At 67.2% G+C, this 16179-nt stretch carries 17 protein-coding genes; 14 read left to right on the top strand and 3 right to left on the bottom strand.

The genetic code is table 11. The features are described from left to right. Nucleotides 1–109 precede the first annotated feature (109 nt). Entirely contained in the window at nt 110–991 is an 882-nt protein-coding gene (locus HALXA_RS16560; protein WP_013881548.1) for a hypothetical protein, read from the bottom strand. Nucleotides 992–1201: 210 nt separating this feature from the next. Here HALXA_RS16560 and HALXA_RS16555 point away from each other — a divergent pair, with 210 nt between their 5' ends. The 11 genes from HALXA_RS16555 to HALXA_RS16505 all read left to right on the top strand — a co-directional run bounded on the left by HALXA_RS16555 (nt 1202) and on the right by HALXA_RS16505 (nt 11983). Next, the gene (locus HALXA_RS16555) at nt 1202–2293 is read left to right on the top strand and encodes a TrmB family transcriptional regulator (RefSeq protein ID WP_013881547.1); all 1092 of its coding nucleotides are present in this window, start codon (nt 1202–1204) and stop codon (nt 2291–2293) included. A 169-nt stretch (nt 2294–2462) separates the two neighbouring features. Further along, complete coding sequence (locus tag HALXA_RS16550) at nt 2463–3932, top strand: substrate-binding domain-containing protein (protein WP_013881546.1); 1470 nt, start codon at nt 2463–2465, stop codon at nt 3930–3932. Between the two features lie 7 nt (nt 3933–3939). After that, nucleotides 3940–4953 carry a carbohydrate ABC transporter permease gene (locus tag HALXA_RS16545; RefSeq protein ID WP_013881545.1) on the top strand — a complete coding sequence of 338 codons (1014 nt, stop codon included), beginning with the start codon at nt 3940–3942 and terminating at the stop codon, nt 4951–4953. 1 nt (nt 4954) lies between these two features. Continuing rightward, on the top strand, nt 4955–5989 hold the full coding sequence (locus HALXA_RS16540; RefSeq protein WP_013881544.1) for a carbohydrate ABC transporter permease: 1035 nt from the start codon (nt 4955–4957) through the stop codon (nt 5987–5989). Nucleotides 5990–5996: 7 nt separating this feature from the next. Beyond that, nucleotides 5997–7232, top strand: coding sequence for an ABC transporter ATP-binding protein (locus tag HALXA_RS16535; RefSeq protein ID WP_013881543.1), 1236 nt, complete (start codon nt 5997–5999; stop codon nt 7230–7232). After that, entirely contained in the window at nt 7225–7425 is a 201-nt protein-coding gene (locus HALXA_RS16530) for a hypothetical protein (protein ID WP_049895494.1), read from the top strand. Before HALXA_RS16535 ends, HALXA_RS16530 begins: the two co-directional genes overlap by 8 nt. Before the next feature lie 69 nt (nt 7426–7494). Continuing rightward, nucleotides 7495–8580, top strand: a complete 1086-nt coding sequence (locus tag HALXA_RS16525; RefSeq protein ID WP_049895493.1) for a Gfo/Idh/MocA family protein — start codon at nt 7495–7497, stop codon at nt 8578–8580. A 147-nt stretch (nt 8581–8727) separates the two neighbouring features. After that, on the top strand, nt 8728–9123 hold the full coding sequence (locus HALXA_RS16520; RefSeq protein WP_013881540.1) for a DUF7344 domain-containing protein: 396 nt from the start codon (nt 8728–8730) through the stop codon (nt 9121–9123). A 128-nt stretch (nt 9124–9251) separates the two neighbouring features. Continuing rightward, nucleotides 9252–9677 carry a DUF5791 family protein gene (locus HALXA_RS16515; RefSeq protein WP_049895346.1) on the top strand — a complete coding sequence of 142 codons (426 nt, stop codon included), beginning with the start codon at nt 9252–9254 and terminating at the stop codon, nt 9675–9677. A 124-nt stretch (nt 9678–9801) separates the two neighbouring features. Continuing rightward, the gene (locus tag HALXA_RS16510; RefSeq protein WP_013881538.1) at nt 9802–10692 is read left to right on the top strand and encodes an SDR family oxidoreductase; all 891 of its coding nucleotides are present in this window, start codon (nt 9802–9804) and stop codon (nt 10690–10692) included. 97 nt (nt 10693–10789) lie between these two features. Beyond that, nucleotides 10790–11983, top strand: a complete 1194-nt coding sequence (locus tag HALXA_RS16505; protein ID WP_013881537.1) for a DHH family phosphoesterase — start codon at nt 10790–10792, stop codon at nt 11981–11983. A gap of 10 nt (nt 11984–11993) precedes the next feature. Here HALXA_RS16505 and HALXA_RS16500 read toward each other — a convergent pair whose 3' ends face one another. Next, nucleotides 11994–13079 carry a PfkB family carbohydrate kinase gene (locus HALXA_RS16500; RefSeq protein WP_013881536.1) on the bottom strand — a complete coding sequence of 362 codons (1086 nt, stop codon included), beginning with the start codon at nt 13077–13079 and terminating at the stop codon, nt 11994–11996. A 203-nt stretch (nt 13080–13282) separates the two neighbouring features. Then, nucleotides 13283–13453 carry an HVO_0758 family zinc finger protein gene (locus tag HALXA_RS22225; RefSeq protein ID WP_013881535.1) on the bottom strand — a complete coding sequence of 57 codons (171 nt, stop codon included), beginning with the start codon at nt 13451–13453 and terminating at the stop codon, nt 13283–13285. Nucleotides 13454–13646: 193 nt separating this feature from the next. Here HALXA_RS22225 and HALXA_RS16495 point away from each other — a divergent pair, with 193 nt between their 5' ends. The 3 genes from HALXA_RS16495 to HALXA_RS16485 are packed head-to-tail and all read left to right on the top strand — an operon-like array spanning nt 13647 to nt 16032. Beyond that, on the top strand, nt 13647–14915 hold the full coding sequence (locus HALXA_RS16495; protein ID WP_013881534.1) for a glycosyl transferase family 2: 1269 nt from the start codon (nt 13647–13649) through the stop codon (nt 14913–14915). A gap of 26 nt (nt 14916–14941) precedes the next feature. Beyond that, nucleotides 14942–15439, top strand: coding sequence for a DUF7109 family protein (locus HALXA_RS16490; RefSeq protein WP_013881533.1), 498 nt, complete (start codon nt 14942–14944; stop codon nt 15437–15439). 5 nt (nt 15440–15444) lie between these two features. After that, nucleotides 15445–16032, top strand: a complete 588-nt coding sequence (locus tag HALXA_RS16485) for an NUDIX hydrolase (RefSeq protein ID WP_013881532.1) — start codon at nt 15445–15447, stop codon at nt 16030–16032. The last annotated feature ends 147 nt before the right edge of the window (nt 16033–16179 follow it).

Genomic DNA, 16179 nt, shown 5'->3' with positions numbered 1-16179 from the left:
AATGTCTGTTTTCTACTACCTACAGCATGAAGTGAACGGCGTCTCGGATTACGGCTGCTAGCTCGAGCCGCGCTGATGGATCCGGGCGAACAGTTCGCCGATGCCGTCCCTACTCGTACGTGAAATACCGGACGTCGCAGTCGGGACAGACCAGCTTCTCCGGCGGCGTTTCGCCGATCGGCGTCACCTCGCCGCAGCAACTCGTCTGCGTAATCGTCAGCTCGCTCCCGCAGCGCGGACACGAGGCCAGCAGCGATCGCAGCGGCCGGCCGGCGGCGAGGCGGATCGCGCGGTCGTCGATCCGCGACTCGAGGGCGCGAGCCGCCCCGAGTTCGGCGACGGCGATCGGTCGCGTGAGCGACGCGACGCCACCAGTTACCTCGTCTCCCTCGAGCACGATCGTCTCGGTGCGTACCGTGTGGCTCGCGCGCGCCGCGACCGAGGGGACGGTGAGATCGTCGGCGACGGCGGCGAGTTCCTCGAGGTCGCGGTCACGGAGCCGGGCCATCTCGGCGCGCCAGTCCTCACGAAACGAGTCCGCGAGGGTGAGTTCGGGGGGCGTCTCGGAGTCGGTATCGGTCTCGCCGTCGGCGTCGTCCGCCGCCGGAACCGGGACGACGACGCCGGCCTCGAGCAGCGCCGTAACGATCTCGTCGCCGGTCGGCTGGATCGCTTCGCCGTCCGTCCCCTCCGCGAGTCCGGACGGCCGTTGTCCGGTCGCCGGATCGTCGGCGTGGCCGAACGGATCGCCCGGCATTCGTGCGGCGAGTCGCGGGCCGATCGCGGGCGTGTAGGGTACGGCGTAACCGCGGAGCCAGATCGCCGCGGCGCCGACCAGCACGGTGCCGGCGGCGACGACCGGTCGGTCGACGATCGCGAGGGCGACCGCGACGGCCGCCACGAGACCGACGTTGAGAGCGGTACACGGCAGGCATCTGTTCGCGCCGGTGTACTCCGGCCGGCGGAAGCGCTCGAGCGCGCGACCGATCATACCGCCGCGGTTTCGAGCCGAACGCCTTCAGTATGGCGCCGGAGACAGTCTTTTTTACACCCGGTGTGTTATCCGGCCTGAAATGAGTGTGAATCCCTCCCGCAGAGCGATCGGCGGTAGTCGGTCGTTTTGCTGGAGCAGTAACGAGGACGCGGCGATCGCTGGGCCGCAGCGCGGCGGCGCGCGCGGACGGGAACGGGGTGAGCGGTGATGGACGGCGGCGAACTGACGGCCACGCTCGAGGAGGCGGGGCTGTCGCCCTACCAGGCGGACGCCTTCGTAACGCTGCTCGAACTCGGTTCGGCGTCGGCGACCGACGTCGCGCAGGCCAGTTCGGTGCCGGATCCGCGGATCTACGACGTGCTGCGGGGCCTCGAGGAGAAGGGCTACGTCGAGACCTACGAGCAGGACAGCCTCCACGCTCGAGCGAACGATCCGGCGGACGTCCTCGCGGACCTCCGGGCCCGCGCCGACCGCCTCCAGACCGCGGCCGAAGAGATCGAGGACCGGTGGAGCCGCCCCGACCTCGAGGAGCACAGGGTGAGCATCGTCAAGCGCCTCGATACGGTGCTGGCGCGGGCCGACGAACTGATCCGCGCGGCCGACAATCAGGTGCAGGTCGGGCTGACGCCCGCACAGTTCGACGAGCTCGCGGACGCGCTCGAGACCGCGCGGGAGAACGGCGTCAACGTCAAGGTAAGTCTGTTTCCGGAGCTGGATTCCGAGCCGGAGCTACCGTCGACCGACGCGCTCGCTCGGACGTGCGCGGAGGCGCGGTACCGCACGCTCCCCGCGCCGTTCGTGGCGCTGATCGATCGATCGTGGACCTGTTTCGCCCCGCACGGCGACTCGACGAACCAGTACGGCGTCATCGTCAACGACCGCACCCTCGCGTACGTCGTCCACTGGTACTTCCTCTCCTGTCTCTGGGAGGTTCACGAGACGATCTACACCGACCGGCGCGAGGAGCCGCCGATCACGTACGTCGACCTCAGGCGGTGTCTCCGCGACGTCGAACCGCTCCTCGCTGACGGCGTCACGATCCGAACGACCGTTCGGGGCTACGACACGGACACCGGACGGGAAGTAACGCGAACGGGGACGATCACGGACGTCTCGTACATCGACGACCTGGACGACTCGAAAGCGAACGCAACGACGGAGTCGATCACGCTGTTACAGCTGTCGGGGAAGGCCTCGCTGACGATCGAGACGGACGACGGCGAGGTGACGGTCGGCGGTTGGGGCGCGATGCTCGAGGACATCGAGGCGATCGAGATTGTGATCACGGCCCTCGAGTGAGCGCCGCAGCCTGCGGTGTAGAACGGGTTCAAACCTCGATCGATATTCACCGGCACCGGCGCGCTGCAACGGCTGTTTTCTCCATCTATCCGACGAATTAGCGCGTTAACAACACCTGTTGTAACTCGTCCATTAAATATAAATATAGATGAGTATCATTGTTTTTTATATGAGTGAAAGACACTCACAGGGAGATCGAACCGATGCGAGCGTGTCGCGGCGGACGTTCGTGAAGGCGGCCGGGGCCGGCGGCGCCAGCGTCAGCCTGGCCGGGTGTATCTACGGTAGCGAGAGTTCGAGCGACGGGGCCGTCGTCTGGGGCTTCGACCCGAACGCCGCGGAGTCGGTCGGCGACGAAATCGTCGAACTCGTGCAGGAGAGCGGCGCCGACGGCGTCGACATCGAACTCCAGCCCGGCGACGAGGAGACGGGCGCCCGCCGGGAGTCGTACACGAACCTGCTCGAGGCCGGCGAGACCCAACCGGACCTGTTCCTGATGGACAACGGGTGGGTGAACGTCTTCATCCAGCGGGGCCACGTCGCGAACCTGAGCGAGGAACTCGACGAGAGCGAACTCTCGACGGTCGAGGACGAGTACTTCGAGCGGTTCACCGCGACGGCCCGCGATCCGGAGAACGATGATCTGTACGGCGTCCCGATGTTCCCGGACTACCCGACGATGCAGTACCGGAAGGACTACGCGCGAGAGGCCGGCTACGGCGAGAGCGACTTCGAGGAGTGGGCGACCGAACCGATGACCTGGTCGGAGTGGGCCGAGGTCACCCAGGAGATCGTCGAGGCTTCCGACGCCGAGTACGGCCTCGCGACGCAGTGGGACCAGTACGAGGGGACGGCCTGCTGTACGTGGAACGAGGTCATGTCCTCGTTCGGCGGCGCGTACTTCGGCGGCTTCGACAACCTGTTCGGCCCCGTCGGCGATCGACCGGTAACGATCGACGAACCGGAGTTCGTCGAGGGCCTGCGGATGATGCGGACCTTCGTCGCCGACGAGGCGGACGACCACACCCTCGAGGACGAGTATCCGCTGGGGCTCGCCACGTCGGATATCACCTCGTGGACGGAGGAAGACGCCCGCACGGCCATCCTCAACGGCGACGCGGCGATGCAGCGCAACTGGCCCTACGCCATCAACCTGAACGTCGCCGACGCCGACGACCCGCTTCCGGTCGAGGACTACGGCGCGATGCCGATCCCCTACGGCGTCCCCGAGGAGGAAGCCGCTCAGCCCGGTACCGGCGGCACGACCGCGGCTCTCGGCGGCTGGCACGTCGTGCTCAACCCCAACTCCGAACGCAAGGAAGAAGCCCTCGAGGTCATCCGCGCGACGATGACCGACGAGTTCAACCTCGGCATGTTCGACCTCTGGGGCTGGATCCCGCCGAAGCCGGCGCTGTTCGACGCCGACGAGGTTCAGGAGGCCGAGCCGATGGGCAACTACATGGACACCCTCCGCGTCGCCGGCGAGAACGCGATGCCGCGTCCGGTGACGCAAGTGTGGACGAACGAGTCGAGTCTCATCGCCGAGGAGGTCAACCTCGCGGTCGCCGGGGACAAGGCGCCCGATCAGGCGGCGGCCGACCTCCAGGACGGGATCGAAGAAATCGAAGAACAGGACTGACACAAGGATGAGCACCGAAGACAAGACGCCCGGTCCCGTCCGGGAGTCGAGGCGTTCGGGGCCGGCCGTCGCGATCACGCGCTGGATCGAGAATCTCGGCGAGACGGTGTTCGCCTACCTGCTGCTGTCGCCGATCATCGTGCTGTTGAGCGTGATCGCGCTGTATCCGCTCCTGCGGACGTTCGAGCTGTCGATGTACCAGAACGTGTTGACGGACGCGGAGTTCGTCGGCTTCGGGAACTACGTGGAACTGCTTACCGGCGAAGCCAACTCGCGGTTCCCCGGCTCGACGACGTTCCTGCCCGGCGTTAGCGTCGACGGAACGTTCCCGTTCGTCCACGTCGAGGGGCTGCTCCGGAGCGCGCTCGCGGTGACGATCGTCTTCACCGTCGTGAGCGTCTTCTTCGAGACGCTGATCGGGTTCGGTCAGGCGCTGGTCCTCGATCAGGACTTCCGCGGCCGGCGGTGGGTTCGCACCGCGATCATCATCCCGTGGGCGATCCCGATCGTCATCCAGGGGATGATGTTCTTCCTGATGTTCCATCCCACGGCCGGGTTCCTGACGGACCCGCTCGCGGACTGGGGGATCGTTCAGGCGAACAACACGCTGAACGATCCGGCCAGTTCCCTGCTGATCATCTCGGTCGCGGACATCTGGAAGACGTCGGCGTTCATGGCGCTGCTCATCCTGGCCGGCCTCCAGAGCATCGACCGGAGCCTCTACGACGTCGCGAAGGTCGCCGGGGCGAGCAGGTGGCAGCAGTTCAAGCTGATCACGTTCCCGCTCGTCCTGCCGACGCTCGGCATCGCCGTCCTGTTTCGAACCATCGCCGCGATGCGGATCTACGGCCTCATCGATTCGGTCTCGAACTGCTCGACCGTCCCGTCGCTGTCGTGCATGGTCGTCTCGACGTTCAACACCAATCGCGGCCTCGCGTCCGCGGTCGCGTTCGTGACGGCCGGCGTCATCGGTATCGCCGTGATGGGCGTGATATACCAGCAGTACAAGGAGGGATTCTGAAATGTCGAACGTACCAGAATCCGGACCCGCTCGCGAGCCCGCACAACCGTCGACCGACGACGAAGACCGCGGACCGCTCGAGCGCTGGACCCGCGGCGTCATCGAGGACTCGGAGAAGCGCAGCCGGCTGTACCGGGCGCTGTTCTACGTCGTGACGATCTTCTTCCTCGTCACGACGCTGTTCCCGTTCTACTGGCTGCTGGTGCTCGCGCTGACGCCGAACGGGTTGATCCAACAGGGCGACTGGGCCGTCTCCCTCCCCGCCGTCGGCGAGGTGCCGTTCCCGACGCCCCCGATCCACGACCTCAACCCCACCGCGTTCGTCGAGGTGTTCCGGCAGGTCCCGTTCCACCTCTACGTGTTCAACAGCTTCGTGCTCGCGTCGGCGACGACGATCATCGTCCTCGTCCTCGCGAGCCTCGCGGGGTACGTCTTCGGGCGCCTCGAGTTCCCCGGTCGCGGGCTGATGATGCTCGCCGTGCTGGCGATCTCGTACTTCCCGCCCGCGGCGTTTCTCATCCCGCTGTTCGACGCCTTCCTCGGGAACGCGGTGACGGTCCCGTTCCTGGGGATCGAGCTGTTCACGCCGCCGCGGCTGGTCAACACGCCGGGATCGATGATCATGCCCATGAGCGCGCTGTTCCTGCCGCTGGCGATCTTCATCCTCACCACGTTCTACTCGCAGATCCCGGACGGGCTCGAGGATGCGGCGCGCGTCGAAGGAACCACGCGGCTGGGCGCGCTGTTCCGCGTGATCATGCCGCTGTCGGCGCCCGGCGTCGCGACCGCCGCCGTGTTGACCTTCATCTCGGTCTACAACGAGTACTTCTTCAGCTCGATCATGGCGCTGCAGAACGAGCCCGACCAGTGGTCGCCGCTGGTCGGGGGCATCCTGAGTTACCAGACCCAGTACACGACGGACTTCAACCTGATGGCGGCCGCCAGCATCGTCGGCGTGTTGCCCATGCTGATCCTCGTCGTGTTCGCACAGGAGAAAATCGTCAGCGGACTCACCGACGGAGCACTCAAGGAGTGATCAACATATGGCACGCGTAACACTCGATAACGTCACGAAACGCTACGAAGACGTCGTCGCCGTCGACGACATGAACCTCGAGATCGAGGACGGCGAGTTCGTCACCTTCGTCGGCCCCTCTGGCTGCGGCAAGTCAACGACGATGGAGACGATCGCCGGCCTCACGAAACCGACCGAGGGATCGATCCACATCGGCGACGTCGACGTCACGAACCTCCCGCCGAAGGATCGGGGCGTCGCGATGGTCTTCCAGAACATCGCGCTGTTTCCCCACATGGACGTCTACGACAACATCTCGTTCGGCCTTCGGCTGCGCAAGTACGACACGGAGGAGATCGACCGGCGCGTCGACCGCGCCGCCGAGATCGTCCAGCTCGAGGGGATGTTGGATCGGATGCCCGACGAGTTATCGGGCGGGCAGCAACAGCGGGTCGCGATCGCACGGGCGATCGTGCGCGAACCCGCGGTCTTCCTGATGGACGAGCCGCTGGCGAACCTGGACGCGAAGCTCCGGGTGCACATGCGCACGGAGCTCCAGCGGCTCCACAAGCAACTGGATACGACGATCATCTACGTCACTCACGACCAGGCCGAGGCGATGACCATGTCCGACCGGATCGCGGTCATCAACAACGGCGAACTCCAGCAGATCGCCCCGCCGCTGACGTGTTACAACGAGCCGGCCAACCTGTTCGTGGCCGGCTTCATCGGCTCGCCGTCGATGAACCTCGTCGAGGGCGAACTGACCGCGAACGGATTGACGACCGACCACTTCGACGTCGCGCTCGATCCCGCCGGGCTCGAGGGCGTTTCCGTCGGCGAGACGGTGACGATGGGCGTCCGCCCGGAGGACATCTACCGGACCCGAACCGACGCGGCCGAATCGCTCGCGTCGGCCTCAACGCCGATCGACGCGACGACGGACGTCCTCGAGCCGATGGGCGACGAGATCTTCGTCTACCTCTCGCTCGACGGCGCCGGCGGCGCGACGATGACCGGCGACCGGGGCGCGAGCGGGGGCGACCAGTTGCTGATGAGCGTCGATCCGGACGCGGCGATCGACGAGGACGACGACGTCAGTGTCGTCCTCGACCGGTCGAAGATACACCTGTTCGACACTGCGACCGGCGAAGCGCTCGTTCACGGCCTCGAGGAACTGTCTGCGGGGCCCGCAACGAGTGCGGAGAGTCCGGAAACAGGCAACACGAGCAGTGCGGGCAGCGCAGGTGGTCAGCGTGAGTAGCCTCGTTCCGCTGGTCTACTACGGCGGCCTGCTCGTGTTGTTTTTCTTCTGGATCTACGGGATCGTCTCGTTCGCGTTGGATCTGAAGAACACGGTCATCCCGGGTCTGCGGACGTACTGGCACGGACGAAAACAACGAAAACAGCAAGAGAGCGACAATGAACGTTCGGAACGAGAGAAACAGCTGTACTGAACGATGGCAGCCGAAGGAGATGGAGACGAAACCGAACCCGAAGGCGAAGATGGAGGCGCAGAAACCCCGATGACGGCGACCGAGACCGACCCGAAGTCCGTTCGAACCGGCATCATCGGACTCGGGAACATCGGCCACCACCACGCCGAGCGGCTCGTCGAGCAGAGCGTCCCGCTCGTCGGCGGGATGGACGTCGACGCGGAGGCGCGCGAGCGGTTCGCGACCCACTACGACGTGGCGGTCTACGACGACCACCGCGACCTCTTCGACGCCGTCGACGCGGTCGTCATCACAACGCCCAACCGGTTCCACGAGGAGTACGCCGTCGACGCCTTCGAGCACGACCTGCACGTCCTCCTCGAGAAGCCGCTGGCCCACTCCCTCGAGAGCGCTCTGCGGATCGCCGACGCGGCCGCCGACTCCGAGGGCGTCTGCATGGTCGGCTTCAACAACCGGTTCTTGAACGCCGTCCGCCTCGTCCGAAACCGGATCGATCGCGGCGAGTTCGGCGAGGTGACACACGTCGAGGCCAACTACGTGCGCCGGCGCGGCGTCCCCGGTCGCGGCTCGTGGTTCACCCGGCGCGAAGTCTCGGGCGGCGGCGCGCTCATCGATCTGGGCGTCCACGCGATCGATCTCGCGATGCACCTGCTGGACTACCCCGCCGTCGAGGACGTCTCCGGAGTCGCCCGCTCCGAGTTCGGCGACCGCGACGACTACGCCTACCTCGAGATGTGGGGCGACGATCACGGCCCGGGCGCCTTCGACGTCGACGACTCCGCGAGCGCGTTCATCCGCTGTGACGGGGATCGAAGCGTCTCGCTCGAGGTGGCCTGGGCGACCAACCGTCCGCCGACCCACGAGTTCGTCGTCCGCGGCACCGAGGCCGCCGCGCGGTTCGACCTCCTGACGAACGAGCTAACGATCTACTCGGCGAGCGCGGACGGACCGGACCACATGCTCGACACGAGCATCGAAACCGAGGAGAACGATACCCACGCCGACGAACAGGCGGCGTTCTTCGAGGCGATCGCCGACGGCCGGCGCGTCGGCTCCACGGTCGAGGAAGGGCTGACCGTCCAGCGGATCGTCGACGCGATCTACCGCTCGAGCGAGCGCGGCGGCGCCGTCTCGCTCGGCGACGAGGCGCCGTAGCCCGGCCGACCTCTAGCCAGCCTGATCGACGGTTTCAACGGCTGCGGCGGGATCGGATCAGAAACGATCGGTTATTTCGAAACCGAGTTTCCAAAATAGTTTGGAGGAAGGTTTCTATCAATTTTCGTGGTGTGTCGTACATACAGTATGACGTCGGAACGGATGCAGCCAGCGATGGTGGATCGCGTCTACGACCTCCTGTCCGATCGACGGCGCCGGCACCTCCTCTATCTCCTGCTGGACGCTGATCGCCTGCCCGTCGACGAGATCGCACTCCGACTCGCCGCGTGGGAAGGCGAAACCCCGATGACCGCGGTCGATGACGACCGGCGGCGGCAAATCGCCACTGCGTTGCGCCACAATCATCTCCCGCGACTCGCCGACCACAACGTCATCGAGTACGACCCCGATCGGGAAACGGTCGCTCCCGGTCCCGACTTCGACACGGTCGAATCCTTCGTCCGCCGTACCTCCACGATCGAAATCGACACAAAACCGGCCGACGGCGCGAGCAGCACGTGGTCCAACGGACTCTCCGATTGATCGCGCAACCCGCCAGCTGTCGTCTCCGGTCCCCTTTCACTTCCTCCTCCGTTCCATCGCCCTCCCGGTCGTCGAATGCCAGTATGACAACCCACTTGAGGGTGTCCGCTGTCACTGTCGGGTACGAGATGTTCCACGAACAGCGACGGACCGTTCCCGACTCGCCCGATGAACTGCTGGCGGAGTACCGCAACGACCTCGCGGCCGCCGTCGAGGACTACGGCCCTGAGGCGGCCGCCAACGACACCGACGTCGACCGCGAGGCGATCGACCAACTGCTCGAGGGCGACTTGCCCGACCTCTCGCTCGAGGAGGCGGCCCAGTTGCAGGCGCTGGACGAGCGCGCGCCGGACGCAGCAACGATCGTCGACATTGGCTGTGAACACCTCCTGCTGGGAATGTCGACGGCGGTGTTGGACGTCGACGCGCTCGAGACCGAACTGGCGATCGAGATGGACGCCAAAGAGATCCAGCAGAAGATCGAACAGCGCGCGCCGATGACCTTCGGGGAGTACGTCCACATCCAGTACGCGATCGCGGATAACGCGCCCTGAGTGCGCCGCTCGAGTGCGGTCTTATTGTGATTCGGTTCGTCCAGAAATCCGACACCGCGACCGAACGGCCGGCCGTAATTCCCGCGAGCGGTGCCGTTATGTGCGTTCGTTCGCGAGTTCGAGTATGGAAATCGCAATTCTCGGCTGTGGCTATATCGGCCTCGAGTTGGGCCGTCAGCTGACGGCCCGGGGCCACGACGTCGTCGGCGTTCGCCGGTCCGACGCGGGCCTCGAGGCGATCGAGGACGCCGGTCTCGAGGCCGTCCGGGCCGACATCACTGACCGCGACGAACTCGAACGGGTACCCGACGTCGACGCGATCGTCTTCGCCGCGAGCAGCGGCGGCCGCGGCGCCGACGCGGCCCGAGAGGTCTACGTCGAGGGACTACGAACGGCGATCGAGACCTTCGGCGAGCGCGAAGATCCGCCCGAGCGATTGGTCTACACCTCCTCGACGGGCGTCTACGGCGACCACGACGGCGACTGGGTCGACGAGACGACGCCGATCGAGCCAACGACCTCCAAGACCGAGGTACTCGCGGAAGCCGAGCGGATCGCCCGCAAACTCCCGCCCGAGTACGGGTTCGACGGCACCGTCGCCCGTTACGCCGGGCTCTACGGCCCGGACCGGTACCGTCTCGAGCGCTACCTCGAGGGGCCGGTCACCGAGGGCTACCTGAACATGGTCCACCGGGACGACGCCGCCGGCGCGGTTCGATTCTTGCTCGCGGAGGATCTCGCCCGCGGCGAAGTCGTTCAGGTCGTCGACGACGAACCCGCACACAAGTGGGCGTTCGCCGACTGGCTCGCCGACCAGTGCGGCGTCGAGGAGCCGCCCAAGCGGACGAAAGACGAGCGACTCGAGAACGACGACCTCTCCGAGGCGGCGCGACGGCGGATCCTGACGAGCAAGCGCTGCTCGAACGACAAACTGCGCGACTTAGGCTACGAGTTCGCCTATCCGACCTACCGGGAGGGGTACCGCGACGCGATCGAAGCCTACTGCGACGACTAGCGGGACCGAGCGGCCGCGAAACCTGCTGACGCGAGCACCGTCCGCAAACGCGTCAAATCGGGGGAACCTTCATAGTCGTTCAATTTGAGTGTCCGGTATGGGCGATCCGGGCGCTGGAAGCACCGGTGCTGCCGTCGAGCCGATCGCGACCGTCTCGGTCGTCGACGAGGCGATCGAGATGGCGACCTCGCTCGAGCCGCTGGTGCTCTCGCTGCTGGTGCTCGCGCTCGTCGCGCTTGTCCTCGGCGGCTGGTGGTTGATCCGGTGGTTCCGCCGCCCGCCCGGCGCGCGCTTCCGACGCGTTCTCGAGGGGTACGAGGAGGTGTCGGTGCTGATGCACCCCAACCCGGACCCGGACGCGATGGCGTGTGCGATGGCCGTCGCGGCGATCGCGGACGCCGTCGGCACCGACGCGACCCTGCAGTACGCCGGCGAGATCCGCCACCAGGAGAACCGCGCGTTCCGGACCGTTCTCGATCTGGACCTCGAGAGCCTCGAGTCCAGTTCCGAACTCGCGACCGACGCCGTCGTGCTCGTCGACCACAACACGCCGCGGGGCTTTACCGGCGCGCAGACGGTCGAACCGATCGCCGTCGTCGACCACCATCCCGGCAACGGGACCGGAACGGAGTTTACGGACGTGCGGACCGAGTACGGCGCCGCGGCGACGATTTTCGTCGAATACCTACAGGATATCGGCGCGACGTCGCCCGACGAGGACGGCGGCGCGTTCGACCTCACGCCGGAACTCGCGACCGGGCTCCTCTACGGCGTGCAGGCCGACACGAACCACCTGACCAACGGCTGCTCGCAGGCCGAGTTCGACGCCTGCGCGTCGCTGTACGACGGGATCGACGAGGACCTCCTCGACCGGATCGCGAACCCGCAGGTCAGCGACGACGTGCTCCAGATCAAGGCGACGGCGATCACGGAGAAGCGCGTCGAGGGCTCGTTCGCGGTCTGCGACGTCGGCACGGTATCGAACACCGACGCGATCCCCCAGGCCGCGGACGAACTCATGCACCTCGAGGGAGTCACGGCGGTCGTCGTCTACGGGGAGAACGACGGCACCTTACACCTCTCCGGGCGCTCTCGAGACGACCGGGTCCACATGGGCGAGACCCTCCGGCACGCGGTCAGCGACATTCCGATGGCCAACGCCGGCGGCCACGCGCGGATGGGCGGCGGCCAGGTTTCGGTCGAGCACATGCGCGGCATCGGTCCCTCCGACGGAATCGACAGGGCGGAGTTCGAGGAGCGGCTCTTTTCGGCGATGGCCGGCGAGCGATAGCCCGTTGGTATTAGGCGACGTCGTGCTCGCGGATGAACGATCGGAGCGTCTCCGGCGTCGCCGTCTCTGCACTCGCGACGAAGGCGGCGGCACACGCGTTGCCGAGCACGAGCGCGGTTTCCAGCGGCCACTCGCGGGCGAGCGCGCAGGTCAGCCCGCCGGAGAACCGGTCGCCCGCGCCGGTCGACGTCCGCGGCGACTCGATCTCGAGCATCGACACCCCGGCTGTGCTCGAGCGCGTTGCGCCGACGGCCGCGTCCGATCCGTGGGAGACGACGGCCGACACCTCGAGCGCCGAGCGGAGGGAGTTGACGCGATCAGTGGTAATCTCGTCGGCCGACGATTCCGTCTCCGATCCGTCCTCGAGTGCCACGGCCGCCGCGGCTTCGAACTCCCTTGGATTGACGCTGAGGACGATTTCGACGCCCGAACCGCCCTCCAACTCCGACTCCGACGAATCCGCCCGCGAAAGCGCGTCGAAAAATCCCTCGAGCGCCGCCGGTTCGACCGTCTCGAGCGCGCCCGGATCGACGACGACCGGGAGCCGGCGATCGATCGCGGACGATCCGAGCCGCTCGAAGACCGCGGTGAGCCCGCGGACCGACACCCAGTTCGGACAGCACAGCGCGTCCGCCCCGACGAGTCGCCCCCAGTCGACGACCGAGAGCAGGTCCTCGAGACCCCACTCGTCGGCCGGACCGGGCTCCGCGAGCAGGAGTTCGTCCCCGTCGAACGAGAGCACGCGGATGTGCGCCGGGCAGCCCATCGACCGCGCGTCGAACGGCAGGCCCTCGAGCGCCGGATGATCGAGGTGGCCGACCAGCGTCACGTCCTCGCCGAGCGCGTGCGCCTGCACCGCGGCGTTGACCGCCTGCCCGCCCGGCCGAACGGCGAGCGGCTCGAGCGAGGCGGTCTCGAGTCCCGACTCCAACTGGCGGGCGAACGCGGCGGGCGACTCGAGGCGCTCGCCCTGTTCGCCGACGACATCGTACCAGTGGTCGACGCTGCCGTCTGGAAGAGCGACGATGGCTCGCGGATCGTCGGCGTCGCTACTGCTGCGGTGCTCGAGGCGAGTCCGCACGTCGTCGTAGCTCACGTCGGCTACTGCACCGGTCGATTACAAAAGGCTACACCCGGCAGCCGGCACTGCATTCTGCGCATATGATCCAGCAGTCGGTGCGACGACCGGGCGTCTCCGCTGACTGTCGATCGCGTTCGTCTTCGGCGACGCCGCGTCGTCGAGCGTTCCCGATCGTCAGAACGCGCTCGACGTCGCGCTGATCGGACCGCTACACCTCGCTAGCGAATCTCCTTCCACTCCGAGTCGCAGTCCGGACAGATCCGGACCGTTTTGATGGAATCCGGATCGTTCTCGGTCTTCAGCGGCTTCTCGCACTCGCCGCAGACGAGCCGATCGTAGGTGTCCTTGTCGAGTTCGCCATCGCGGAGTGCCTTCCGGACAGATTTCATGTTCCGTCTGTAGGAAGGTAGGGGAGAAAAAGACCGGGGCTTTATCGAACGCTGTATTATCAAGCAGGTTATTATACTGCGGCGCTCAACGAGTCGACCGCTCGAGTGCCGGCGCGTCTTCCTGACGGAGAACCGTCGCGTTCGATTCGCCGGAGTCGTGGCCGTTTTACCGGTCCGGTCGTACACTCAACCGATGGAGTACGTACAGGAGCGGATCGCGACGCTCCACGAGTTCGGCGACGCGGGGGCGCCGGGATCGGGAGCCAAGGCCGGGGCTGAAGCGGCGACGGCGGACGGCACGGGTACCACGGGCCGCGCGCTCGACGACGCCCTCGAGGCGGCCCTCCCCGAGACGGCCGTCATCGTCCCGATGACCGACCGCGAGCACGAGAACCCCGCCGCCGAGCGCGTCCTCTCGGAACTCGAGGCGCTCGAGCCCGCTCCCGCCGCCGTCTTCGCCCCCGTCCGAGCCGACGCCGACCGGATCGAGCCGTTCCGGCAGTGGCTCGAATCCTTCTCGCTGCCGATCCGCGTCCTGTGGTGCAACGCGCCCGCCGTCGACGAGCTGCTCGCCGACGCCGGCCTCGCGGGCGAGTTCGGCAAGGGCCGTGACGTCTGGCTCGCACTGGGCCCCGCTGCGGAGGCGGGCGAGTACGTTGTCGTCCACGACGCCGACGCGCGCAGCTACGAGGCCGACCACGTCCGGCGGCTGCTCGCGCCGCTGACGATGGACGCCGATTTCGAGTTCGCCAAGGGCTACTACGCCCGCATCGAGGACGACCGACTCTACGGCCGACTCTTCCGCCTGTTCTACGAACCCCTGCTACGTGCGCTCGCGGCCGAGAACGGCGCGCCGATCCTCGAGTATCTTCGCTCGTTCCGGTACGCGCTGGCCGGCGAGTTCGCCATGACCGCCGCGCTGGCCCGGCGACTCCGCGCGCCGCGTGCGTGGGGCCTCGAGGTGGGCACGCTCGGCGACGCCTTCGCCTACGCCGGCTTCGAGGGGACCGCGCAGGTCGACCTCGGCCGGCACGTCCACGACCACCGTGCGGTCGCCGGCGACGCCGGCCTCGAGGGGATGAGCCGCGAGGTCGCTGCCGAGTTGCTGCGCGTCCTCGAGGAGGGCGGCGTCGACCCCGACTACGGGACGCTGCCGGAGCGGTACCGCGCCGCCGGCGAGGAACTGGTCGAGCAGTACCGCGTCGACGCCGCGTTCAACGGCCTCGAGTACGATCCGGCCGGCGAGCGCGAGCAGATCGACCGCTACGCCGATTCGATCGCGCCGCCGGGGCCGGACCGCCGGCTGCCCCGGTGGACGGAAGCGCCGTTCGAACCGGCCGCGGTCGTCGACGCGGCGCGGCCGTGGGTCGACGCCGAGAGCGGTACCGACGTCGGGAGCGGTACCGAGACCGAGCGCGAATCCGAGGCCGAGCGACGGCTCGGCTCTCGCGCACAAGACTAATCCGGGGACCGCCCGTGTAGCCGCGTATGGACGCGACGGCCGACGAACTGGCTGGCGTGGTCGACCTCTTCGGCGGGTTGACCCGAGCGGAACTCGAGCGGGCGCTCTCGGAGGCCGCCTACCGCGCGGACGGCCAATCCGTCGACGAGGACGCGCTCGAGGCGGCGATCGAGGACGCGCTGGCGTCGTTCGCGCTCGTTCGGTACGCGCGACACGGAATCGAAGACGCCGACGAACCGCTGCTCGTCGCCGGCCCGACCGCCTTCCCGAGCGTTCCCGAACACGCCGAGGACGTCCCGCACATCCTCGACGTCGATCGGCGGCGACTGGATCGAGAGGCCCTCGGCGAGACGGCCCGCGAACAGTTTCGGGAGGCGCTCGAGGAGGCTTTACCAGACGATTCGAGTGGCGATGTGAGCGAGGAGCGCTTGCGCCGACTCCTCGACGTCAGTTACGACATAGAGGCGTGGGCGCCCGTGGAGCTCGACGAGGAACGCCGGCGACTGGAGGACGCGCTCGAGTGACGCGCATGCAACGGCGACTCGACCTCGAGCCGGTCGCGGCCCACGAGCCCCGAGACATCGACGACCAGCCCTACGACGCGGCCGTCCTCGCGCCGATCGTCGACCGCGACGGAGAGGACTACCTGCTGTTTACCAGGCGCGCCGACGACCTCGGCGAGCACCCGGGCCAGATGAGCTTCCCCGGCGGCGGCGCCGAGCCAATCGACGACTCGATCCTCGAGACCGCGCTTCGGGAAGCCGACGAAGAAATCGGTCTCACACCCGCGGAGGCGGACGTCGTCGGCCAACTCGACGACATCCGAACGGTCACGGAGTACGCCGTCACGCCGTTCGTTGCCCGCGTGCCGGATCGGGAGTACGAGCGCGACGGCCGCGAGGTCGCCGAAATCGTCCTTCTGCCGCTGTCGGGGCTGCTCGATCCGGCCAACTACGAGTACGAGCGGCGCGAGCACCCCTACTACGGCGACATCGTCATCCACTACTTCCGCGTCGACGGCTACACCGTCTGGGGCGCGACGGGCCGGATTCTGGTGCAGCTGCTCGAGTTGGCGACGGAGTTCGAGGCGCCCGAACGGATCGATCGGTCGCAGTGACGGCCGCCGAACGCCCGGCGTTCGCGGTGCGGCACAGCGCCGAGTCGAGGCAGCGTCTGAACGGAACGTCAGGCTTTTGCGCGCGCCGCGCGCAGCACACGTCCATGGTCGCACAGACGATGGATCGAGTTCCGCACCGCCGATACT

Source organism: Halopiger xanaduensis SH-6, from assembly GCF_000217715.1.
GTDB lineage: Archaea > Halobacteriota > Halobacteria > Halobacteriales > Natrialbaceae > Halopiger > Halopiger xanaduensis.
The sequence above is the reverse complement of the archived record's forward strand: the minus strand, read 5'-3'. Positions and strand labels throughout refer to the sequence as shown.